7 protein-coding genes are annotated in these 16,552 nt (G+C 52.4%); 1 reads left to right on the forward strand and 6 read right to left on the reverse strand.

Features of this window, described 5'->3' with window-relative positions:
• Positions 1-170: 170 nt before the first annotated feature.
• The 6 genes from P1M51_RS19610 to P1M51_RS19635 all read right to left on the reverse strand — a co-directional run bounded on the left by P1M51_RS19610 (position 171) and on the right by P1M51_RS19635 (position 12,194).
• Positions 171-1,019, reverse strand: a complete 849-nt coding sequence (locus tag P1M51_RS19610; RefSeq protein WP_276275248.1) for a MutH/Sau3AI family endonuclease — start codon at positions 1,017-1,019, stop codon at positions 171-173.
• A gap of 170 nt (positions 1,020-1,189) precedes the next feature.
• Positions 1,190-3,307, reverse strand: coding sequence for a BREX-5 system phosphatase PglZ (gene pglZ, locus P1M51_RS19615; RefSeq protein WP_276275249.1), 2,118 nt, complete (start codon positions 3,305-3,307; stop codon positions 1,190-1,192).
• A complete protein-coding gene (locus tag P1M51_RS19620) occupies positions 3,304-6,987 on the reverse strand; it encodes a hypothetical protein (RefSeq protein WP_276275250.1) in 3,684 nt (1,227 codons plus the stop codon). The genes pglZ and P1M51_RS19620 overlap by 4 nt, the downstream gene beginning before the upstream one ends.
• Complete coding sequence (locus tag P1M51_RS19625) at positions 6,980-7,618, reverse strand: BREX protein BrxB domain-containing protein (RefSeq protein ID WP_276275251.1); 639 nt, start codon at positions 7,616-7,618, stop codon at positions 6,980-6,982. The genes P1M51_RS19620 and P1M51_RS19625 overlap by 8 nt, the downstream gene beginning before the upstream one ends.
• On the reverse strand, positions 7,615-11,409 hold the full coding sequence (locus tag P1M51_RS19630; RefSeq protein ID WP_276275252.1) for a hypothetical protein: 3,795 nt from the start codon (positions 11,407-11,409) through the stop codon (positions 7,615-7,617). The genes P1M51_RS19625 and P1M51_RS19630 overlap by 4 nt, the downstream gene beginning before the upstream one ends.
• On the reverse strand, positions 11,355-12,194 hold the full coding sequence (locus P1M51_RS19635; RefSeq protein WP_276275253.1) for a BrxA family protein: 840 nt from the start codon (positions 12,192-12,194) through the stop codon (positions 11,355-11,357). The genes P1M51_RS19630 and P1M51_RS19635 overlap by 55 nt, the downstream gene beginning before the upstream one ends.
• Positions 12,195-12,312: 118 nt before the next feature.
• Between P1M51_RS19635 and pglX the strand changes: the two genes are divergently transcribed.
• Positions 12,313-16,551, forward strand: a complete 4,239-nt coding sequence (gene pglX, locus P1M51_RS19640; RefSeq protein ID WP_276275254.1) for a BREX-5 system adenine-specific DNA-methyltransferase PglX — start codon at positions 12,313-12,315, stop codon at positions 16,549-16,551.
• Position 16,552: the final 1 nt, after the last annotated feature.

Here is a 16,552-nt window from a genome sequence, read left to right on the forward strand (position 1 = left end):
TTTTTCGTCAGACCATACATTTCATTCAGAATACTACTTAAATACACGAAGGGATGCTGGTCGCGAACACCGGCCGTCCATTCGATATACTCGACCCAGAAGTCGAGGACGCAGTTTCAAACTTTAGCAACTCGACAAAATCGCAAGGGCGATTACTTGATTTTCAACCGTCAAAAATCGTTAAATGTTTTCTGTCTATTGGTTCCTGTGAATTCTTTCGAGGATTGTAAGTTCGATATTTCCCATAGTTCGTCTAGTTGGATACCCGAGGCACCACCTCGCTTGCAAGGAGGGAGTCCGGTTGATTCATGTAACACCTCTAACATCGCCCCAGACTTAATAGTCCAGCCACGTCTCTCTGCATATTCGTTGAATGGATGATTTCCCGGTGCAACGAGGGCACTCCGCGATGAATTCTCGGGGTTTTCCTTGTCGAATCCACCTCCATGTTTCGGACACGTACCCAGAAACTCGGTATGTCGCTCGCTGGGTGACTCTCTTTGCTGTACTTTCTCCTGGATTGTTTTGAAGTCTGCTTGAATTTGCTTTGAACGCTCTTCAGATGGTTCCCAGATATTGTGCCAAATGATAGGGAAGTTCGCGCGGTTCTCCCCTTGTAGGTGAAGATACCAGATGATGAGCAATCGCTGTAGTTTCTTCTCCAAGGCGGGGACCTCTGTCCAATGGTCGGCTTTCACGATGTCTCCATAGTCGACCATACTAAGGACCAGACGTTCCTTCGGGCGGACTAGTTTTCCCCCTCCAGTTGTCTTCAGTGGTGTGACCTTAAGTTCGATTCCTGCTTGTTCAAAATCGGGAGCTTGGTCACTGTTAATCTGGATTCCGAAGTAATCCTCCTCAATAAGATTCGCAACAGCCATTTTCGAGCGGTGTCGTTCTGAGTTGGCACGACCGTGGATTGACTCGCTAATTTCCTGAAGGGTTTTTCCGAGCAGGGCATCTGACGCTGCTTTTATCTCGTCCTCATTTGCATTCCTTCCGAGAGCCGGGTTAACCATGTTTCCCCGCTGATGGACACAGGTTCATCGGTGAATCTTCTGAGCGAATATTGAACGCAGTTATCCTTAATGATTGTGCATTGGATTTTTATTCACCCAATCTTGTAGTCTAAAAACACTCAGGAAAATTCGAATTCTCCGATACCCATGGTCGAAATCGACCATCTTAGTCACTTTTGTTGGATTTCAAGAAACGACAACATGCACTCTTGTGGAAGAAGACCTCCATGATAGTACCGGCTGTCAGTGTAGCCTTGCTTGCTAAAATGCTGTCGAGGGTCTACAAGGAGACGAATATCGTCCTCCAGATATTCCAATCCGGGTGTTGTAGACGGAAGATAAATTCCACCGGATGCCTCAGAAGCTCCTTTGCCGGCGACACGGCGAAATTTCACCTCGATGTCACTGGAATCAGGGTTTACTGACTCCATGGTCGTTCCCTTTGGAAGCAAGACGAACCCATGGTCTGTGACAACGTAAATATGCTTCCAGGTTTTCTTCTCGAGCATTTGTTTGATGAGTTCAAAGAGGTCGTCGACGTACGCCTGGAAGTGTGCCTCGATATCACCAACCTCTCCCTCACCAACGTCGTCCAACTCCTTGTCGTAGTAGGCAATACGGTGATGCTGCCAGCCCTTGTTAGGCATGGTTGGTACATCCCATCCTTTCTTAGTAAGGAAGTCCACACGGTTCTGCTTGGACGCAAGTGACTGCCCCCCCTGTTCGACCGTCAAGGACCCGTCCTTCATGCGAACCGTAAATCGGCGCGACTCACCCGGCGTGAGTGCGGCCATTCCGAACTTCGTCTCCGAGGGGAGGGTCGACATTCTCGTCTCTTGTCTCACCTCGAACTGCTCTGCGAGGCGGCTGGCAAGCTGCTGGGCTAGGTCGAAGCGAAGCGCGTCAATGAATAGTATAGCGACCGTCCCTGCACTCTTGAACTCCTCCTCGTGGTCATTCCACCACCGATGAACAGACTTGTGCTGAGCAAGGGATTTGTCGGTCTGCATCGATGCATCGACCGCCTTGGCAAGTGTCTCGAGATATGTTCGGTATCGGCTGGTCGCCAGTTCATTTCGCAGTTCCGCGAGTGAATCGGTCGCCGGGTGCGTCGCCGGGAGGGCCTCCTCTGGTGACCCCGTCAGTTGCAACTGCAGGACTTCATTGTCGATTTTCCAGGTTCCATGATTTCGGTCGGCGTATAGTTTGAATGGATTTTCGTCTTGGTCTCGGTTCTCCCAAGCGCGGAAGTGTGCTTGCAGTTGTGCCAAGTTCGCTGCCTGTTGCCAGAGGGCAACCCAGGGTGAATTCTCCGAATAAATCGATAGCACCTTCGTACGCTGTCGTGCACGCTCGAGACAGGTCTCTGAGTCCTGCTTCTCGAACGCTGTCTGCCATGTCTCCCAAAGGGCGGCATCAAGTGCACCATCGACCGGACATTCAGCATAAATCCAAACATCATCGAGGTTGTCGATGACCTCGTCCCAAAAGTGATTACGGATGTACACCTGAGCCCCATCGGTCGATCCACGATACTGGAGGATACTAGGCAGCGGACTATGTTCCGACTCCCCGAATCCACTGGGGAAAAGATTGGAGTCGATGCCAGCGTCGACAAGCCATCGAGCGACCGCCCATCGCCGGACTGTCTCGGTTATTTCCTCAGGGTCTTTATCACCCTCGAGTGGGACACTATGTTTCGTGTGGATTCGGTCGGCGACCTCCTCGACCGTCATCGTATCGCGGTCAATCTCGGGCCATCCCTCACGGAGAAGATGCTCCAAAAGCTGACCATCGCCTTTTGTAAGAATCTCCTCGCTAAGGGCGTCAAACCGTGGGATACCACCGGTCGCGAACCGCTGCTGGATGATTTCGGCAGCCTCTTCGCGAGCGGCCTTGTCAAAGCGTTCCACATCGAAGATGTCCCATGGGGAGACCTCATACAGTTCTGCGAGGAGTTCTTCGAGGCTGCATTCGATTTCGCCGCCGGTCTCTCTGATGTCGCGGAACCAGTCGCGTCTGTTCTTGCCTTCTGGAATATACCACACCTTCGGCCCATCGACGACGCGCTCCTCATCGACAGCCCCGACTCGAAGATCGAGCGGAAAACGGTCGGCAGCTCGAAAACCGATACCGAGCTGATCGGCGGCTGCTTCGACGACATCAGCGAGGAAGCCCCCGTCATCCCACCAGACGACACGGACCGGGCCGGAGTGACTGTCTGGGAATACAGCCTCAATCATCGCTGCAGCCTGTTGTTCTCTTGTTTTAGTCGGCTGTGTCTTCATCGATTCCCCTCCGTGTCGATTACGACGATGGTTCCATCGTCGCGGCCTTCAATCTCGTTCCACAGTACCTCGAGTTCTGTCATCTTGTCTACGACGTCTTCACCGCCCAGAACGGTCTGGCCTTGTGAGAGCAGTCGTCGAGCTCTTTGGGGGGTTGGAATTTCCATGCCGGAGAGTACCCGTTCGATTTGCCCGGTGATGAACGCGTTCGGCTGTGATTCGGTGAGCGACTCGTGGAGGGCTGTGAGGCTCTCGTACAACGACCCGTCGTTCGTTTCGAGCAACGAGCGAGCCGCCTCCAGTTGTGCGGCCTCAGATGTCACATCCGACTGAGCAAACACCTCTTCCGCGAGTGATTCCGTCGTTGAAGCTGCTCGTTCGTTGAGCGAGTGAAGCGTGTCGAAATCGACCGCTGGTAATGTTTCCTTAATCGACTTCAACATCTCTTCGAATGTCTTGCTACCGACCAGTGTGGTTAGCTCTGTACAGAGTGCCCTGCGGTCGTCCGTCTGGGTCGGCGTTCCAGACAGCTTGTAAACCAGCTCTTGCAATCGTCTGGTTCTGAGCTCGTGTGCGTTCTTTATTTGGGTTTCGATGGTCTCGACATCGGGAATCGCCTTGCCTGTTGCGTAAGCTTGCATTTGTGTCACCTCTGGTGCGTCTTCGTAGAGCGCTGCGGCATTCGTGGAGGCTGCCTGGAACCGATCCCAGAGAGACTTGGTATCTGACTCCGACGTGAAGAGCGGTGCGACCTGTTCATACAGCGTCGCCTGCTCTGCTACCGTTGGGTTCGTCAGGCGGTCAGCATCGAGCTCATCTCCTGACATCGCCGGTTCAAGTGCTTTCTTCAAATCCTTGAGGTTGCCCCTGGACCCAAACGCCATGTTCGATTTGGTGACAACAGAGCGGATGGTCAAGGCGTTTTCATTGACCCACGAACTGAGACCGACAAGTAATTCAGCTGTATCGTCGGTCTCGGGGGTCGACCCGACAAGTGCCTCATAGACTTCAGTAAGTCCCTCGGTTGGTGGTTCTGGGTCGAAGTCGAAAACAGCTTTCTCGAGTTTCGTTCGGCGTATAATGGTTCTAGCAATCTCAGTCGTGTCCGTCAGACGTTCTCCGCTGACGCGCACCTCGACACGATTGGTTGCGACCAACACGAATAGAATAGCATGAAGTGCCTTCAGCGGTGATCCGAGGAAGGCCCCACGGCGACCTTCGAATGTCTCGAGGATTCGCTCACCGCTGATACGATTATCGTCGGGGAACTGCTCCTCGAACTCCGTCACCCAGCCGTCATCAATCGTCCGTGGGACGATGTTCACACCTAGGACCTTTGCATCTGCTTTCTCCCAGGTTGGTGGCCATTGGCCGCCATCATGGAAGAACTCTGTGAGTGCTTTGAGGTCCTCGATTTGGATGGATGGCTCAATGCTTCGACGGTTCGGGAACTTGTCCATGACCGCTGCTGTGACGGCTGCATCGAGATGCTTGAGATACGACCCGAATGCGGCCTCGTGAGAGGGTGTGTAGACCGAGCCATCGTTGAGCCGAGTCTTGAGATTTTCCTGGAGCTTCTCTTCCTCGACTTGTTGCTGGATTTGAAGCTCTGGCTCGGGATTCGCCATTCCACCGAGTACAGACCGCATCGCGATGAGCTGACGGTATCGTTCTCGAATCGCATCGGTCAGTTCGACAGCAATCAGCACGTCTTCTGTTCCACCCGGACCGCTGTTCGCCTTCTGCCATACCTTGCGTTCCTTCGTGAGAGTGTCCTTATCAGTCGCAAGCAGTCGGATGACGATTGCATCGTAGCGGTCGTTCGGTGCCTCCGGTACCGACTGGGTGATGCTATATCGAACCGTGTACGAGACGTCCTTTAGTTCGCCGAAGGTACCAGAATTGACACCATCAGGCGCAGTCAATCGAGTCGATTCGACCTCCTGGAAATCCTGCTGGATGTTGCTTCGGAGTTGATGTGCGGGCAGGTCTGTCGCTTCCTTTTGGACCTCCTGCCAGAACCGGATGTCCGCTTCCGAGAGGATAGTGTAGGTCGTTGGCGACGCCTCGACATCCTCACGGATGAGGTTCGCCTCGGCGAGCACCTGTAATTGCGTTTCGACATCAGCCTGCAAGGCCGCGACGTCTACCCTCACATCGTCCACCATGAGCCTAGCGAGGTTCTCCGCAGTTCGTGGAACCTCCTCGACCTGGCTGAGGAGGAACAGTGCTTTGGCCGTTCGAACGGCGAGAGCGTCATCGAACGTGTTGTCGACCCTATCGATGAGGTTCTGGGCCCACTCCTCGATTAGCGTCGTGTCTGTTGCGATGACGTCATAGAGGACATCCCATGAGACGATTTTTCCCGGAGGCAGCTCTGCCCAGCCATGTTTGTCGAACAGCGAGCGAACACGCACCAACAGTGCCCGACCTTGAATGTACTCGCGGTCGGTCTCCTTGTCACCCTCGATGAGGCCTTGCATCACCTTCCGGAGCAACCAGAGGTCGTGATCGCGGAAGGGGTATGACTCCACTGGGTCTTCGTGGATGGACACCTCCGCATCCTCGATGACCGTCGGTTCGATTTCAGGGGCTTCTGAGAGCACTTCGGTGTCAATCCACTCGTCGCCAGTCGTGGATTTTTGCAGCCATCGTTTTCGGACGATGGTCTCCGTGTCTGCTCCATTCAATTCGATTTCCTCGGTATACCACGCCTCCTCATCGACCTCTCCGATGAAGTTTCGTTGCATGTCACGCATACGCCACTGACCGGTCCCGATGATGGGTGGATTGAGTCCCTCTATCAACGCTGTAATCGTCTCAACGACCTCCTCGTACCGATTTGGCTGTGTTCCTACGTAAATCGCAATCTCATCGAGACCAATGAGGAACTCGTAGGTGTCACCGTCTTGTTGGAGGAACTGCTTCGTTCTTGCCAGACGGTCGACGATGTCATTCGGGCCGAACACGTCGTCGGTGACGTTCTTGGTTGCCGCCTCGATTTCTTCCTTGACAGCAGCGGCTGTATCCAAACCAACATCGTTGGCTCCATCGAGCCGTGGGATGGCCGCTTTAAGCCACGGTCGGAGCGAGGATGGCCGGTCAACAACATCGGAGAGCGAAAGGTCGCCGTACGTATGCTCTGCGAGTTCGTCCCAAAGTCCATGGACTACCTCGAGGCGCCAACAGAACTCCAGAAGCCAAGTTCGGCTGGTCTCGTATCCACGCCGACGCCCGAGTTCCTCGAATAACAGCATCGGCAACTCGGCGTCGGCGCGATCTCTGTCGAGAAGGTTCATGAACAGCGGCAGTAGATGGTCGATGTGCGAGTTCACGAGCGCATCTCGAATTGCCTTGAACCCGGACGTTTCGTTTGCCAGTTTGTCAGCATACTCCTCGAGACCTTCCATTTCGCCAGTTGCGACACCGGTGAGCTTCAGCAGATGTGATTTCCCTGATCCGAACGTAGCATGGACGTATCGGAACCGGTGGGGCTGTCCACTGTTCTCGATGATATCTGCGATGGCCATGAGCACGCGCTCGGCACTCGGCGTCTCATGGTACTCCTCGATGTCTTGCTCGATTTGGTCGGTCTGGTCGACCTTCTGAATCGGTTCGAGCGGACGGGTTGGATGCCGTCCTGGCGCGAAGAGGTCCGCGATGGTCTCGAATTCAGACATCTGTTAGGTACCCCTCCTCGATTTGCTGGTTGATTCGATGTGCTGGATAGTAATGTCTCGCATCTTCATTGTAGAAGCTCAATCGACCGCCGATGACGGAGCCAGGGAATGGGATGCCGACGGTCGTGGTCACGTTTCGCCGGTCAAGCTCATCGAGCAACTCCGAGGCCCGAGTAAACGGGTAGAGACTGCCCAAGTTGAGCAAGACCAGGACGGATGATTGGTCGTTCTCGATGCCGCCTTCGTGGATGTATGTGTTGATGAGTAAATCGATGAGCTCTGTTGCAAGATTCCCCTCAAGGGTCTCCTCGACCGACCTCGTGGACACATTCGGTAAGGGGCCAAGATCCCGACAGGTCTGGAAAGCGGTTGTTTCAGGGAGTAGCTCATCGAGTCTGACACCAGTCACCGTAATCGGGTCACCACTACCACTGGTGACACCCTTCCAGTCTGCGAGGCGATGACCTTCCTCACCTACTGTCCACCGCTCCAGAATCTCAGTCACCCGCTTCTCTATCGGTGGGTCGACCGGAACCATGACGAACGGGTTGCGGATACCTCGTCGTTCACCGCGTGCGAAGTCGACCAGTTCGGTGGTGAACTTAATCAACGGGTTGTTGACCCCACTCATCGGAGCACCACCCCCCCGTCGATTTCGACAAGTTCAGGCGGGTCGTCCGTGACGAGCGCCTCGATTTGTGATTCGAGTACGGTTGCATCCACATGGAGAAGTCCGATACCGACCACTTCTGTCGGCCCTGCATCACCGACCATGCGGTCGAGTGTAGCCAGCTTCTCTCGCCGTTCTGTGACGGTCGCTTGTGTGATGGCCGACCAGTCGACACCGCTCTCGAGGATGCCCAGCGCCTCCGTCAGCCCCCCTTCATCGTCCACTCCTGGCACCGATTCTGTCAGTGGTTTCATCACATCCCTGATTCGGTCAACGGTCGTCCGGAACCCCCGGAGAGCATCCAAGTACTCGACGCGGAAGCCATCGTGGACACTGTGGTCCGGAAGATTCATCGGATTGATGAGCCACGGATGGTCCGCGAGGTCTTCACGGAGTGTCTGAAGATCGGTGGTGACCTGTTGTCTCTTCCAGGCTGTTGCTAGGGCATCGATGGTCGCTGCCCGAGTCTCGAGATTTCTGACGAAAGGCTTCCATCCGTTTTCAGCCCACCACTCGCTATCCGACGAGTTCCCGATTTCGGTACTGAGCGAGGTCACATGCTCATCGAATGAGTTGCCAAGCCAGTCCACGTTGGCGGTCCCAAGACGAACAATACCCTCCAACTGCAGGAGGAACGAGCGGCGTTCGTTCCAGCGGGTCTCGGCCGTCTCGAGCCATCCTTCGGTGTCGACCATCGTACTCACGATTTCCTCGAGTCGGTCGGTATCATCGGTCAGCGCATCTTCCTTGTCGGCCGTTGCCTTGTCGGCTTTCGCCCCCGCCGCTATCGCTAGCTTTTCGACCAACGTCGAGACCTCAGATGTCTTGAAGCTCGTTTCCGCGTGGACACGTGTGTCATCCGCCAACGAGCGAGCGCCTTGCTCGAGTTGTGTGAGCCGTTCATTCAAGACGATGTACCCGCTGTTCTCACTTGCTGTTGGTTCGATGAGGTCGTGGTTGACGAACACCTCCTTCGGACGTTTGCCGGGAACCACAGTTCTGAGAGTCAATGTGGTGTGCTTGGTTGTTGTCAGTAGATGGTCGATTTCTGTCGGCTCTCCCGCTGTGGTCACGACTCGGAACACACTTGCTCGGCAGAGGCCCCAGAGCACTGCGAGGAGTGCGGGTGAAGGGTGGCGCTCGCCATCGCTAATCTTCCCGAAGAGAGGCTCGGAAACGATGACCCTGTCGAGGATAGTCGAGACATCGAGTCTGGACTCACTATTCTGAATCTCGGAGCCAACGAGCTTCCGTACCTCGAAGGCGAGATTGCTGAACGTCGCGAAGTCTGTCGTCAACTGTGACGGAACACCGATTTCTTTCGCCCACTCGGGGAGGTCATCTCCGTCGTCGAGCTTACGGAGTTCCTCGAGATGGCTGTCATCGATTTCGACCAGTTTCGGATGGAAGTAGGATGGGTACGCGTCGTCGATGCAGTCATCGAGTGCAGCAACGAAGGAGTTGAGTGGTGAAGCACCTACCTTGAATGATCCCCCCTCGAGCGTGGTGACGAGTTTGTTCACAACCCGACCGGCGGCGTCTTCCAAATCTCGAACGAGCGACTCCGGCGGGTTCGTCGCCTGCGTTGCTTTCCGGAGAGCCCACCATTCAATGAGCTGCGAACGAAGGTCTTCCAGCCCTTCCTCCTTCGGGAACCAGTAGACGATGCCGTCCGCGATACGGTCATCTTCGTTGTTCGGGTCGAGTCCACGGATGACAACTTCGATGTCGAAAACGACATCTTCACCAATGCGGCTCTCGAGACGCTGTCCATCGATAGTATATGTGTACCCTACAGGGTAGGATTCCGTGCCATCCTCATCGCCGTACTCGTGACTCGTCGGCAGTTCCACCTCAGCCAGCACCTCATCCCAAAGCGCCTCATCGAGCATGGCGATGATATCGTCCCACACTGGGTCGGCTTCGAGGTCGTGTGCAGTGGTGATGAGCTGTTGTTCCTCCTGGTCGGTCAGTCGGAGTTTCGCACCGTCAGGGCTCGTATCTGGGCGGACGTACTTCTCGAGACTACCGTCTAGCGATTCTCGAACTCGTGATTGGATGTTTGAACGTGTGCTCCCCTCGAGGTCGTCCATCACCGCTGTGGCTAGGTTAGGGTCATGTTGTGGAACCAGGTCGGGTACGTACGAAAGGAGCAGAACCACCTTCGCGACGTCGACATCGAAGTCGCTTGTCCTCGAGTCATTTTCGATGGCCTGGATGACCGAGGTCTTCTCAGGAATAACATCCTCGAGCTCGTACTGGACGAGGTCATAGAAGTCAACCAGGCTGACAATCGGCTTGTCTCTGTTCTTCTGCGCCCATTCTTCGCGTAGCCCGGCCACGAGTGCCATGATTGCTCGCGCTGTCCCCGAGAAGATGGACTTGGTCACATCAGCCTGATTATTACGGAGATTCGAGAGAATTTCCAGGAAGAGCGCCGGCTGATAAGGGAGCAACGGATAGTACTGGATGAATTCGTCCTCATCGATGGCATCCAGTGGTGGCTCAGTGTTCTGCCCCTCTCCGGTGTAGGTGAGCATCGATTGGGGGTCAATAGATGAGTTTAGCGCCTCTTCGCGAACCCATTGTTCTCCGGCCGGTGACTTCGTGAGCAGCCGTTGTTGGACGATATCTCCGACGTGCTTGCTCGGAAGAGCATACTGCTGGGGAAACCGGTCTTTCAGGATGCCGAGATCGAGTTGCTTCTTCGCTAGTCCTGGCCTCGCATCTTCGATGTTCGATTGGGCGGTGACGACCGACAGGATGTTACCCCCACCCACTTTCTGGATGCTCTCAGCGAGGGCGTTCAACTCGCCGAGTCGTTGGTCGTCTCCGCCGATGAACAAGGTAACCTCGTCAATCAAGAGGACGATTTTCACCGGGCGATTGTGTTCTTCTTCAAGTTCCTGACGATACGATTCGATGGCCTCCATGGCGAGCCCTTGACCAATGTTCTGGTTCTGAATGTCAGTCAGGTTCTCGGTCATCCCGGTCGCTTCTTCGGTCAACCCCTCGAGAACGAGATCAGAGAGTATGCGATATCTTCGAACGTCGTTCCAGGTATATTCCGGGTTTGGAACACCCCTCTTCAGGAGGATGTCGTTTAGCAGTTCTTCCCGATTCCCCCAGACGGATTGCGTGTCGAACAGACCGCCTGATTGCTGGAACTCCTCCTCGAAGAACGCGACGTCCAAACGATTCGAGAAACCGCGTGCACTGTACACTTCCTGAAGGATGATTTCGCTGAAGCGCTGTTCGCGGACTCCCTGGTACCGCAGGAGGTTGATTGGCAGTGGAACGACGAGGACGTTTTCGTGTAGCGAACACCAAGCATCACGAAGCTCATCGTGTTTCCCCTTTCCGTCAAGCCGCTGCCAGAGTGCCATCCAATCGGAGCCTGAGAGCTGTTCGGAATCCAACAATAGGTTGAGAACCTTCAACAGGTGACTCTTCCCACTACCGTAGTAGCCATAGAGCCAGTGGTTGAGTTCCTCCGAGTCAGGGCTCGAATCTTGTATACGAGCGACGAGGTCTGTGAGGAAATCGACGGAGGCATCGGTCAGATAGTAAGTTTCGATGTACCGCCGGTAGAGTCGTTCACATTGTTCCGCAGGGTCATCAGTGTCGAGCGCCCGGTCGATGCGGACGGATTCTTCGAAGGTCGGGTCGGCTTCGTTGAATAGCTCTCTCTCGTCCATCATCGCGTCCCCTCTCCAAATGCGGCGTAGAAGTCTGCTACAGGTTCGTACCAAAGTCTGCCGTGTGCCTCATGTGAACTCCAGCGGGTCGACCTCGCCAGCCGTTGGCTCTGAGGACTCCAGAACGATTCAGGCTGGAAGAGGTAGCGCCATCCAGTGGGATTGGTCAGCCACTCATCTCCGCGCTCATGCCATGACCAGTAGGCGGCAATCTCCAGCGGGACGTCACCGATAGTAGGCACTTGGGCATCCGCCCCTTGCTTCGAGGTGATGACGCCAATTTGTCGAAGAACAGAACGACAACCCTTCGCCCACCGTTTCCGTGTCGAGTCGGCGATACCGAGTGGCTCACCGTCGGCGAATCGGAAGTTATCGAGTAACCTGTAGAGATATTCGTCGGAAAAGTCGAGTCGGTCGATGCTCTGGGAGGTGAGTTGTCGCAGGTACTCGTGAAGGACGTAGCGGAGCAGTCCGTCGTCGGCGACAACGTAGCAGTAAAGTACCTGCCGTCGGTCAAGGTCATTCCGACAAGCATCGAGAATCGCCGGGAGGTGCTGAACCGATGGCAGATTGCCACCGGCCTGCTTCAGGCGAGATTTGATGACGACGAAAGTGCGGCGGGCACTCCCTCGAGAGGAGCGCTCCGAAAGACGTTCGTCGAGCCAAACGTCCTCGACGGTTGTCCAGTCGCCATGTTCGAGATAGAGATTCAAGATGTCGCGAGTCTGGTCGACCAAAATGCCGGCAGCATTGAGGTCGAGTGACGCCTCCCCATCCCTGAGCGTCCCATTCAAGGAGGGAAGGGTCGAATCCAGACCGCCTTTCCGACCTGTAGACATGACTAGAGATGGGAATCCATGGTCACTTAGATGTTCCCGTTGGTCTAGTTATGGAGTCGTTCGATAGCAACGTGACAAGGTTGATGTGGGTTGCCAAGCAGGTATAAGGTAACCATCCATGTCTAACGGATACTCTTCTAAACGGAAGGCCCAGCTCGACAAGGCCGAACGTGAACATCTTGAGAAGGTGGTAATCCAGTTGCGCGAATTGGTCGAGAAAGAAATCGACTACGAACTCGACCACAAGTACGACCTAAAAAAAAAGAGGGAGGGGAGTAAGAACCTTTCTGATGAGATGCAAAAGACCAGGGAACGTCTCGTTGAGGCGATTGAACACGAGAATAGTGGTGAGAAGTCCTGGAAGTGGTGCTACAACCAGTATGTTTCTGGGGTTGGATACACTATTATCAATCGGCTTGCGGCTTTCCGTTGTATGGAGGTTCGAGGATTTTTGGACCTTCCCGTGACTCAAATTGGCGAATCTGGACTTACCCCTGCAGCAGAGAAAGTTCTATCTGAGAGTTTCACCGTCGGTCGCGAAGAGTCCCTCGTCGTTGCCTATCACGATGCCTGCGAAAAAATGCAAGACGAAATTGAGATTCTCTTCAATCTTCGCTCTACACACAGCGTAATCGATCCGAAGCCAGCCCACTTTCGAAAACTTGTGGAGATGATTGATGATATTAGCGACGAAATCTGGCTTGCTGACGACGTTCTTGGGTGGGTTTATGAATATTACAATCGACCTGTGGTTGAAGCTCTTGACTCAAAGGATACGCTGAAGGCTGAAGATGTAGGTCCAGCCAATCAATTCTACACACCCCATTGGGTTGTACGTTTACTCGCTGATAATAGTCTCGGGAAGTTATATATCGAATCGACTGGGCAGCAGTCTATCATTCCCAGTCCGGAATCACTATCCAGAGATGAACGTAAAAATCGAATTGTCTCGCCCGAGGATGCACCTGGGGTACCTGAACTCTGTACGTATATGATTCCAGATGAGGGTAATCTTGAGGCCCCATCATTTGATGACCCTTCAGAAATTCGCGTATTAGATCCTGCGTGTGGTAGTGGACATTTCCTTCTTTACGCATTTGACGTCCTTGAACGAATCTGGTGGGCTGAACGACCCAATCTCAGTCGTAGCGAAATCCCTTCAAAAATCCTCGAACATAACCTCTATGGGGTAGACATTGATCTTCGATCTTGTCAACTATCTGCATTCAACCTCTACTTGAAAGCCCGTACTCGCGCCGAAGAGGAAAATGTCGAAAACTTTGAGATGCCGAATACGAATATTGTCTGTGCCGATGCTCGAGTTGCAGATGTGGAGGAAGCTATTGATATCCTTAATCAAATCACTGGGGAAGGAACTCGAGCAAGAGAAGCGATAGATGAAATAATTGCTGAGTTCCAGTCTACTGAGGCACTTGGGAGCCTGCTAGACGTCCAGGGGATGCTTTCTGAGGAATTAATGCAAGAGCAGACCGACCTCCTCAGATGGAATGACGACGGTCCACACACGCTGAATGCATTCCTGAAGAAATTGCGAGAAGCAGTCGGAGATCGAACTTCAGATTCCTTTAGTGAACAAAATCTCAAGAGCTTCCTAAATCTCCTTGTGGTACTAACCCAAGATTACGATGTTGCATTGATGAATCCGCCTTATGGAATGCGGGGAAGGATGCCTGATGATGTGAAAAAGTACGTAGAGGAACATTACCAGTACTATCCTGAATACTATATCAACTTTTTCGAAGTATGTGAGAACCTCACAAAAACCCATGGTCGAGTCGGCATGTTGATTCCGTGGTCGTTCATGTTCCGAAAGGTCTTCGAGAGTTTCCGGACGGATTTTGTTAGTAAAGACCGTCGTTTTGACTTCCTCGCCGAGTTCGGCTATGATATCTTGGATAACGCGACAGTTGGGACAGTTGGGACAGTCGTTCGAACCGGTACAGTTGGAGATGGTGAGGGGACTTTCATCCGTCTTCACGACGTTCCAAAAGCCGAAAAAGAGTTCAAATTCATCAACGCAGCATTTGATGATGAGTATGATGGAATGGTGCAACGACGATACACACGAGACACATCTGAATTTTCCTTAATTCCTGGTGCGCCTATATCCTATTGGGTCCCCAAGAATCTTCGAGATATTTATGCTTCTAACACGGTCCTAGATGCAGATAATGCTGACCTGCCCGAAAGAGATAGCATAGGTGTTGTAAAGCAGGGTCTAGCGACTGGAAACGATAGTCGATTCTTCCGATATTTTTGGGAGGTTGCCGACGAGGAAAGCAAATTCCCTCCTATTTCGAAAGGAGGTAGTGATGCTTGGTTACTCCCTAGAATTAGCAGGACCGTATTTTGGGAAGACGATGGAAAAGAAATCAAACGATACGACGGGTCTAGGCCACAAAATACTCAATATTATTTCAATGAAGGTGTAACCTTCAATAGCCGAAAAAGAAGCGGGCGGAATTTTGGATATATGCATCAAAAGTCCGTCTTCTCTCACGTTGGAACTGCGCTTTTCCCAGACGAGATGGACTCTTGGCCACTGATTGCGTACCTCAACAGTCAACTAATTACTTATCTAAAACTCGCACAAGCATTTGAGAGAAAGTGGGAGGTGAGCACAGTAGCAAGATTACCAGTGATTGACGCCGTCTTCGAGTATGAAGATAAACTCGCAGAAGCGGCGAAAGAACAGGTTGCCAATGTCGTTTCAAAACGAAGCTTAGAGTTCACTTCACCTCATTTCTCTGGCTGTTTAGTCTCTCAAATGATTGGATACGAATCGCCCCATCTTCCGAACCATCCCCACCGAACAATTTTAGATGAGGTCCCATGGAAAGCACCTCCTCGAGTAACCGCAGATATGAGCTTTGAAGAGATGGCTGAACTCGCTGAGGAACACCTTTCCAAAACTGATGAGAATATTGAAAAGGTCGCCCAGCAAACGGACGACTTACTCTTTGATTACATTGGAGTTTCAGGGAAGCAAAAAGAGGAAATTCTTCGAGAAGTTAGCTTGAGAACTATTGACAATCCGGTTGAAGATAATAGTGAGACCGAACCCCAAACAGAACAAGATGCCATACCCACGATTTCAGCTGATAGAATCGTTACAGATTTCCTGCTCCAACTAAGCATGGACCTTCTCAACGAAGATAGAGATGGAATAATTCCATTAGTAGATATTCCAGGTGAGGACCATCTACTCAGCCGTATAGAAACCAAGTTCGAAGAAATATTTGGAGAATATGCATCGGAACGACTTGCTGAAGTTGATCAGCTGTTAGGCAACAAGCAACCAGGTGAAGAAGCATATCCAAATATTTCACGCTGGCTCCATCACAAACTCTTCGCATATCATATTTCGAAGTTCGAAAGAACGCCCATTATGTGGCAACTTACTAGCGAGAGGCTTGTCTCAGACCCTAAGACGGAAGGATTTGCCTGTTTGGTCGACTATCATCAACTAAGTGATGGAATTTTCGACCAAATTGAAACACGTTATCTAAAACCACTCAAAGCTGAATATCGTGAACGTAGGAATGCATTTGACCAGCAGCGGTCAGATAGTGCGCTCCCAACCCCTAAAAGGGAAAAAGCTGCAGAAAAGTACCAACGATACGAGGACACTCTCTCTCAAATCACAGAATTTCAAGAAGCTACTCTTGCACTAAGTTCACCTCACTCACCAAACAGAGACGAAGCCGTCTCATCGATAGCTGGGAACCTCAAACCAAAAGTCACAGAGTTCCGTGAACGTACTGAAACACGTCTCAGTACGCTCGACACGCTAGTTGAAGAGATGGGTGAAGACAAGGTTAAAAAATACTTTAGTCCTACATTCCTAGATAAAGTAAACAAACATCGAGACGAATGGATAAGCGCACTTGAGGACCTCGAATTCGCATGTGATGCTTACAGTCATGATTTAGAGTCTCCTGTCGAAGCTCATCTCTATGATTTATTCAGATACATTGATGACAATGTTGGATCAATACATCACGGCAGCAATGATATCACTTTCCTGAACCATTACTTTAAAAAAGGCGAGAATTACTTGGAGAAAGGGGTACCAAAGCAGGGTCTTGTAGGAGAGGAGCGCCTTAAGGCGGAACTTGCTGCTGAGACTAATGATGATGTTGAAATCGGCAAAGAAGTCAAAAAAGGCTGTAATAAGTTATCAAAAGCTCTTCCAAAAGATTGGGAAATACGAGCTCTAGAAGAAGTGATGACAGCCGGATACTCACCAGTAAAGAAACACGGCGTCGCAATCAACATCACGCCCTTTGCCGAGAAGAATATCGTTCCGAAAATCGTAGAGGACAAGGTAATCTAAC

Origin of the sequence: Haladaptatus sp. QDMS2 (assembly GCF_029338295.1) — an archaeon.
Classification (GTDB): Archaea; Halobacteriota; Halobacteria; order Halobacteriales; family Halococcaceae; genus QDMS2.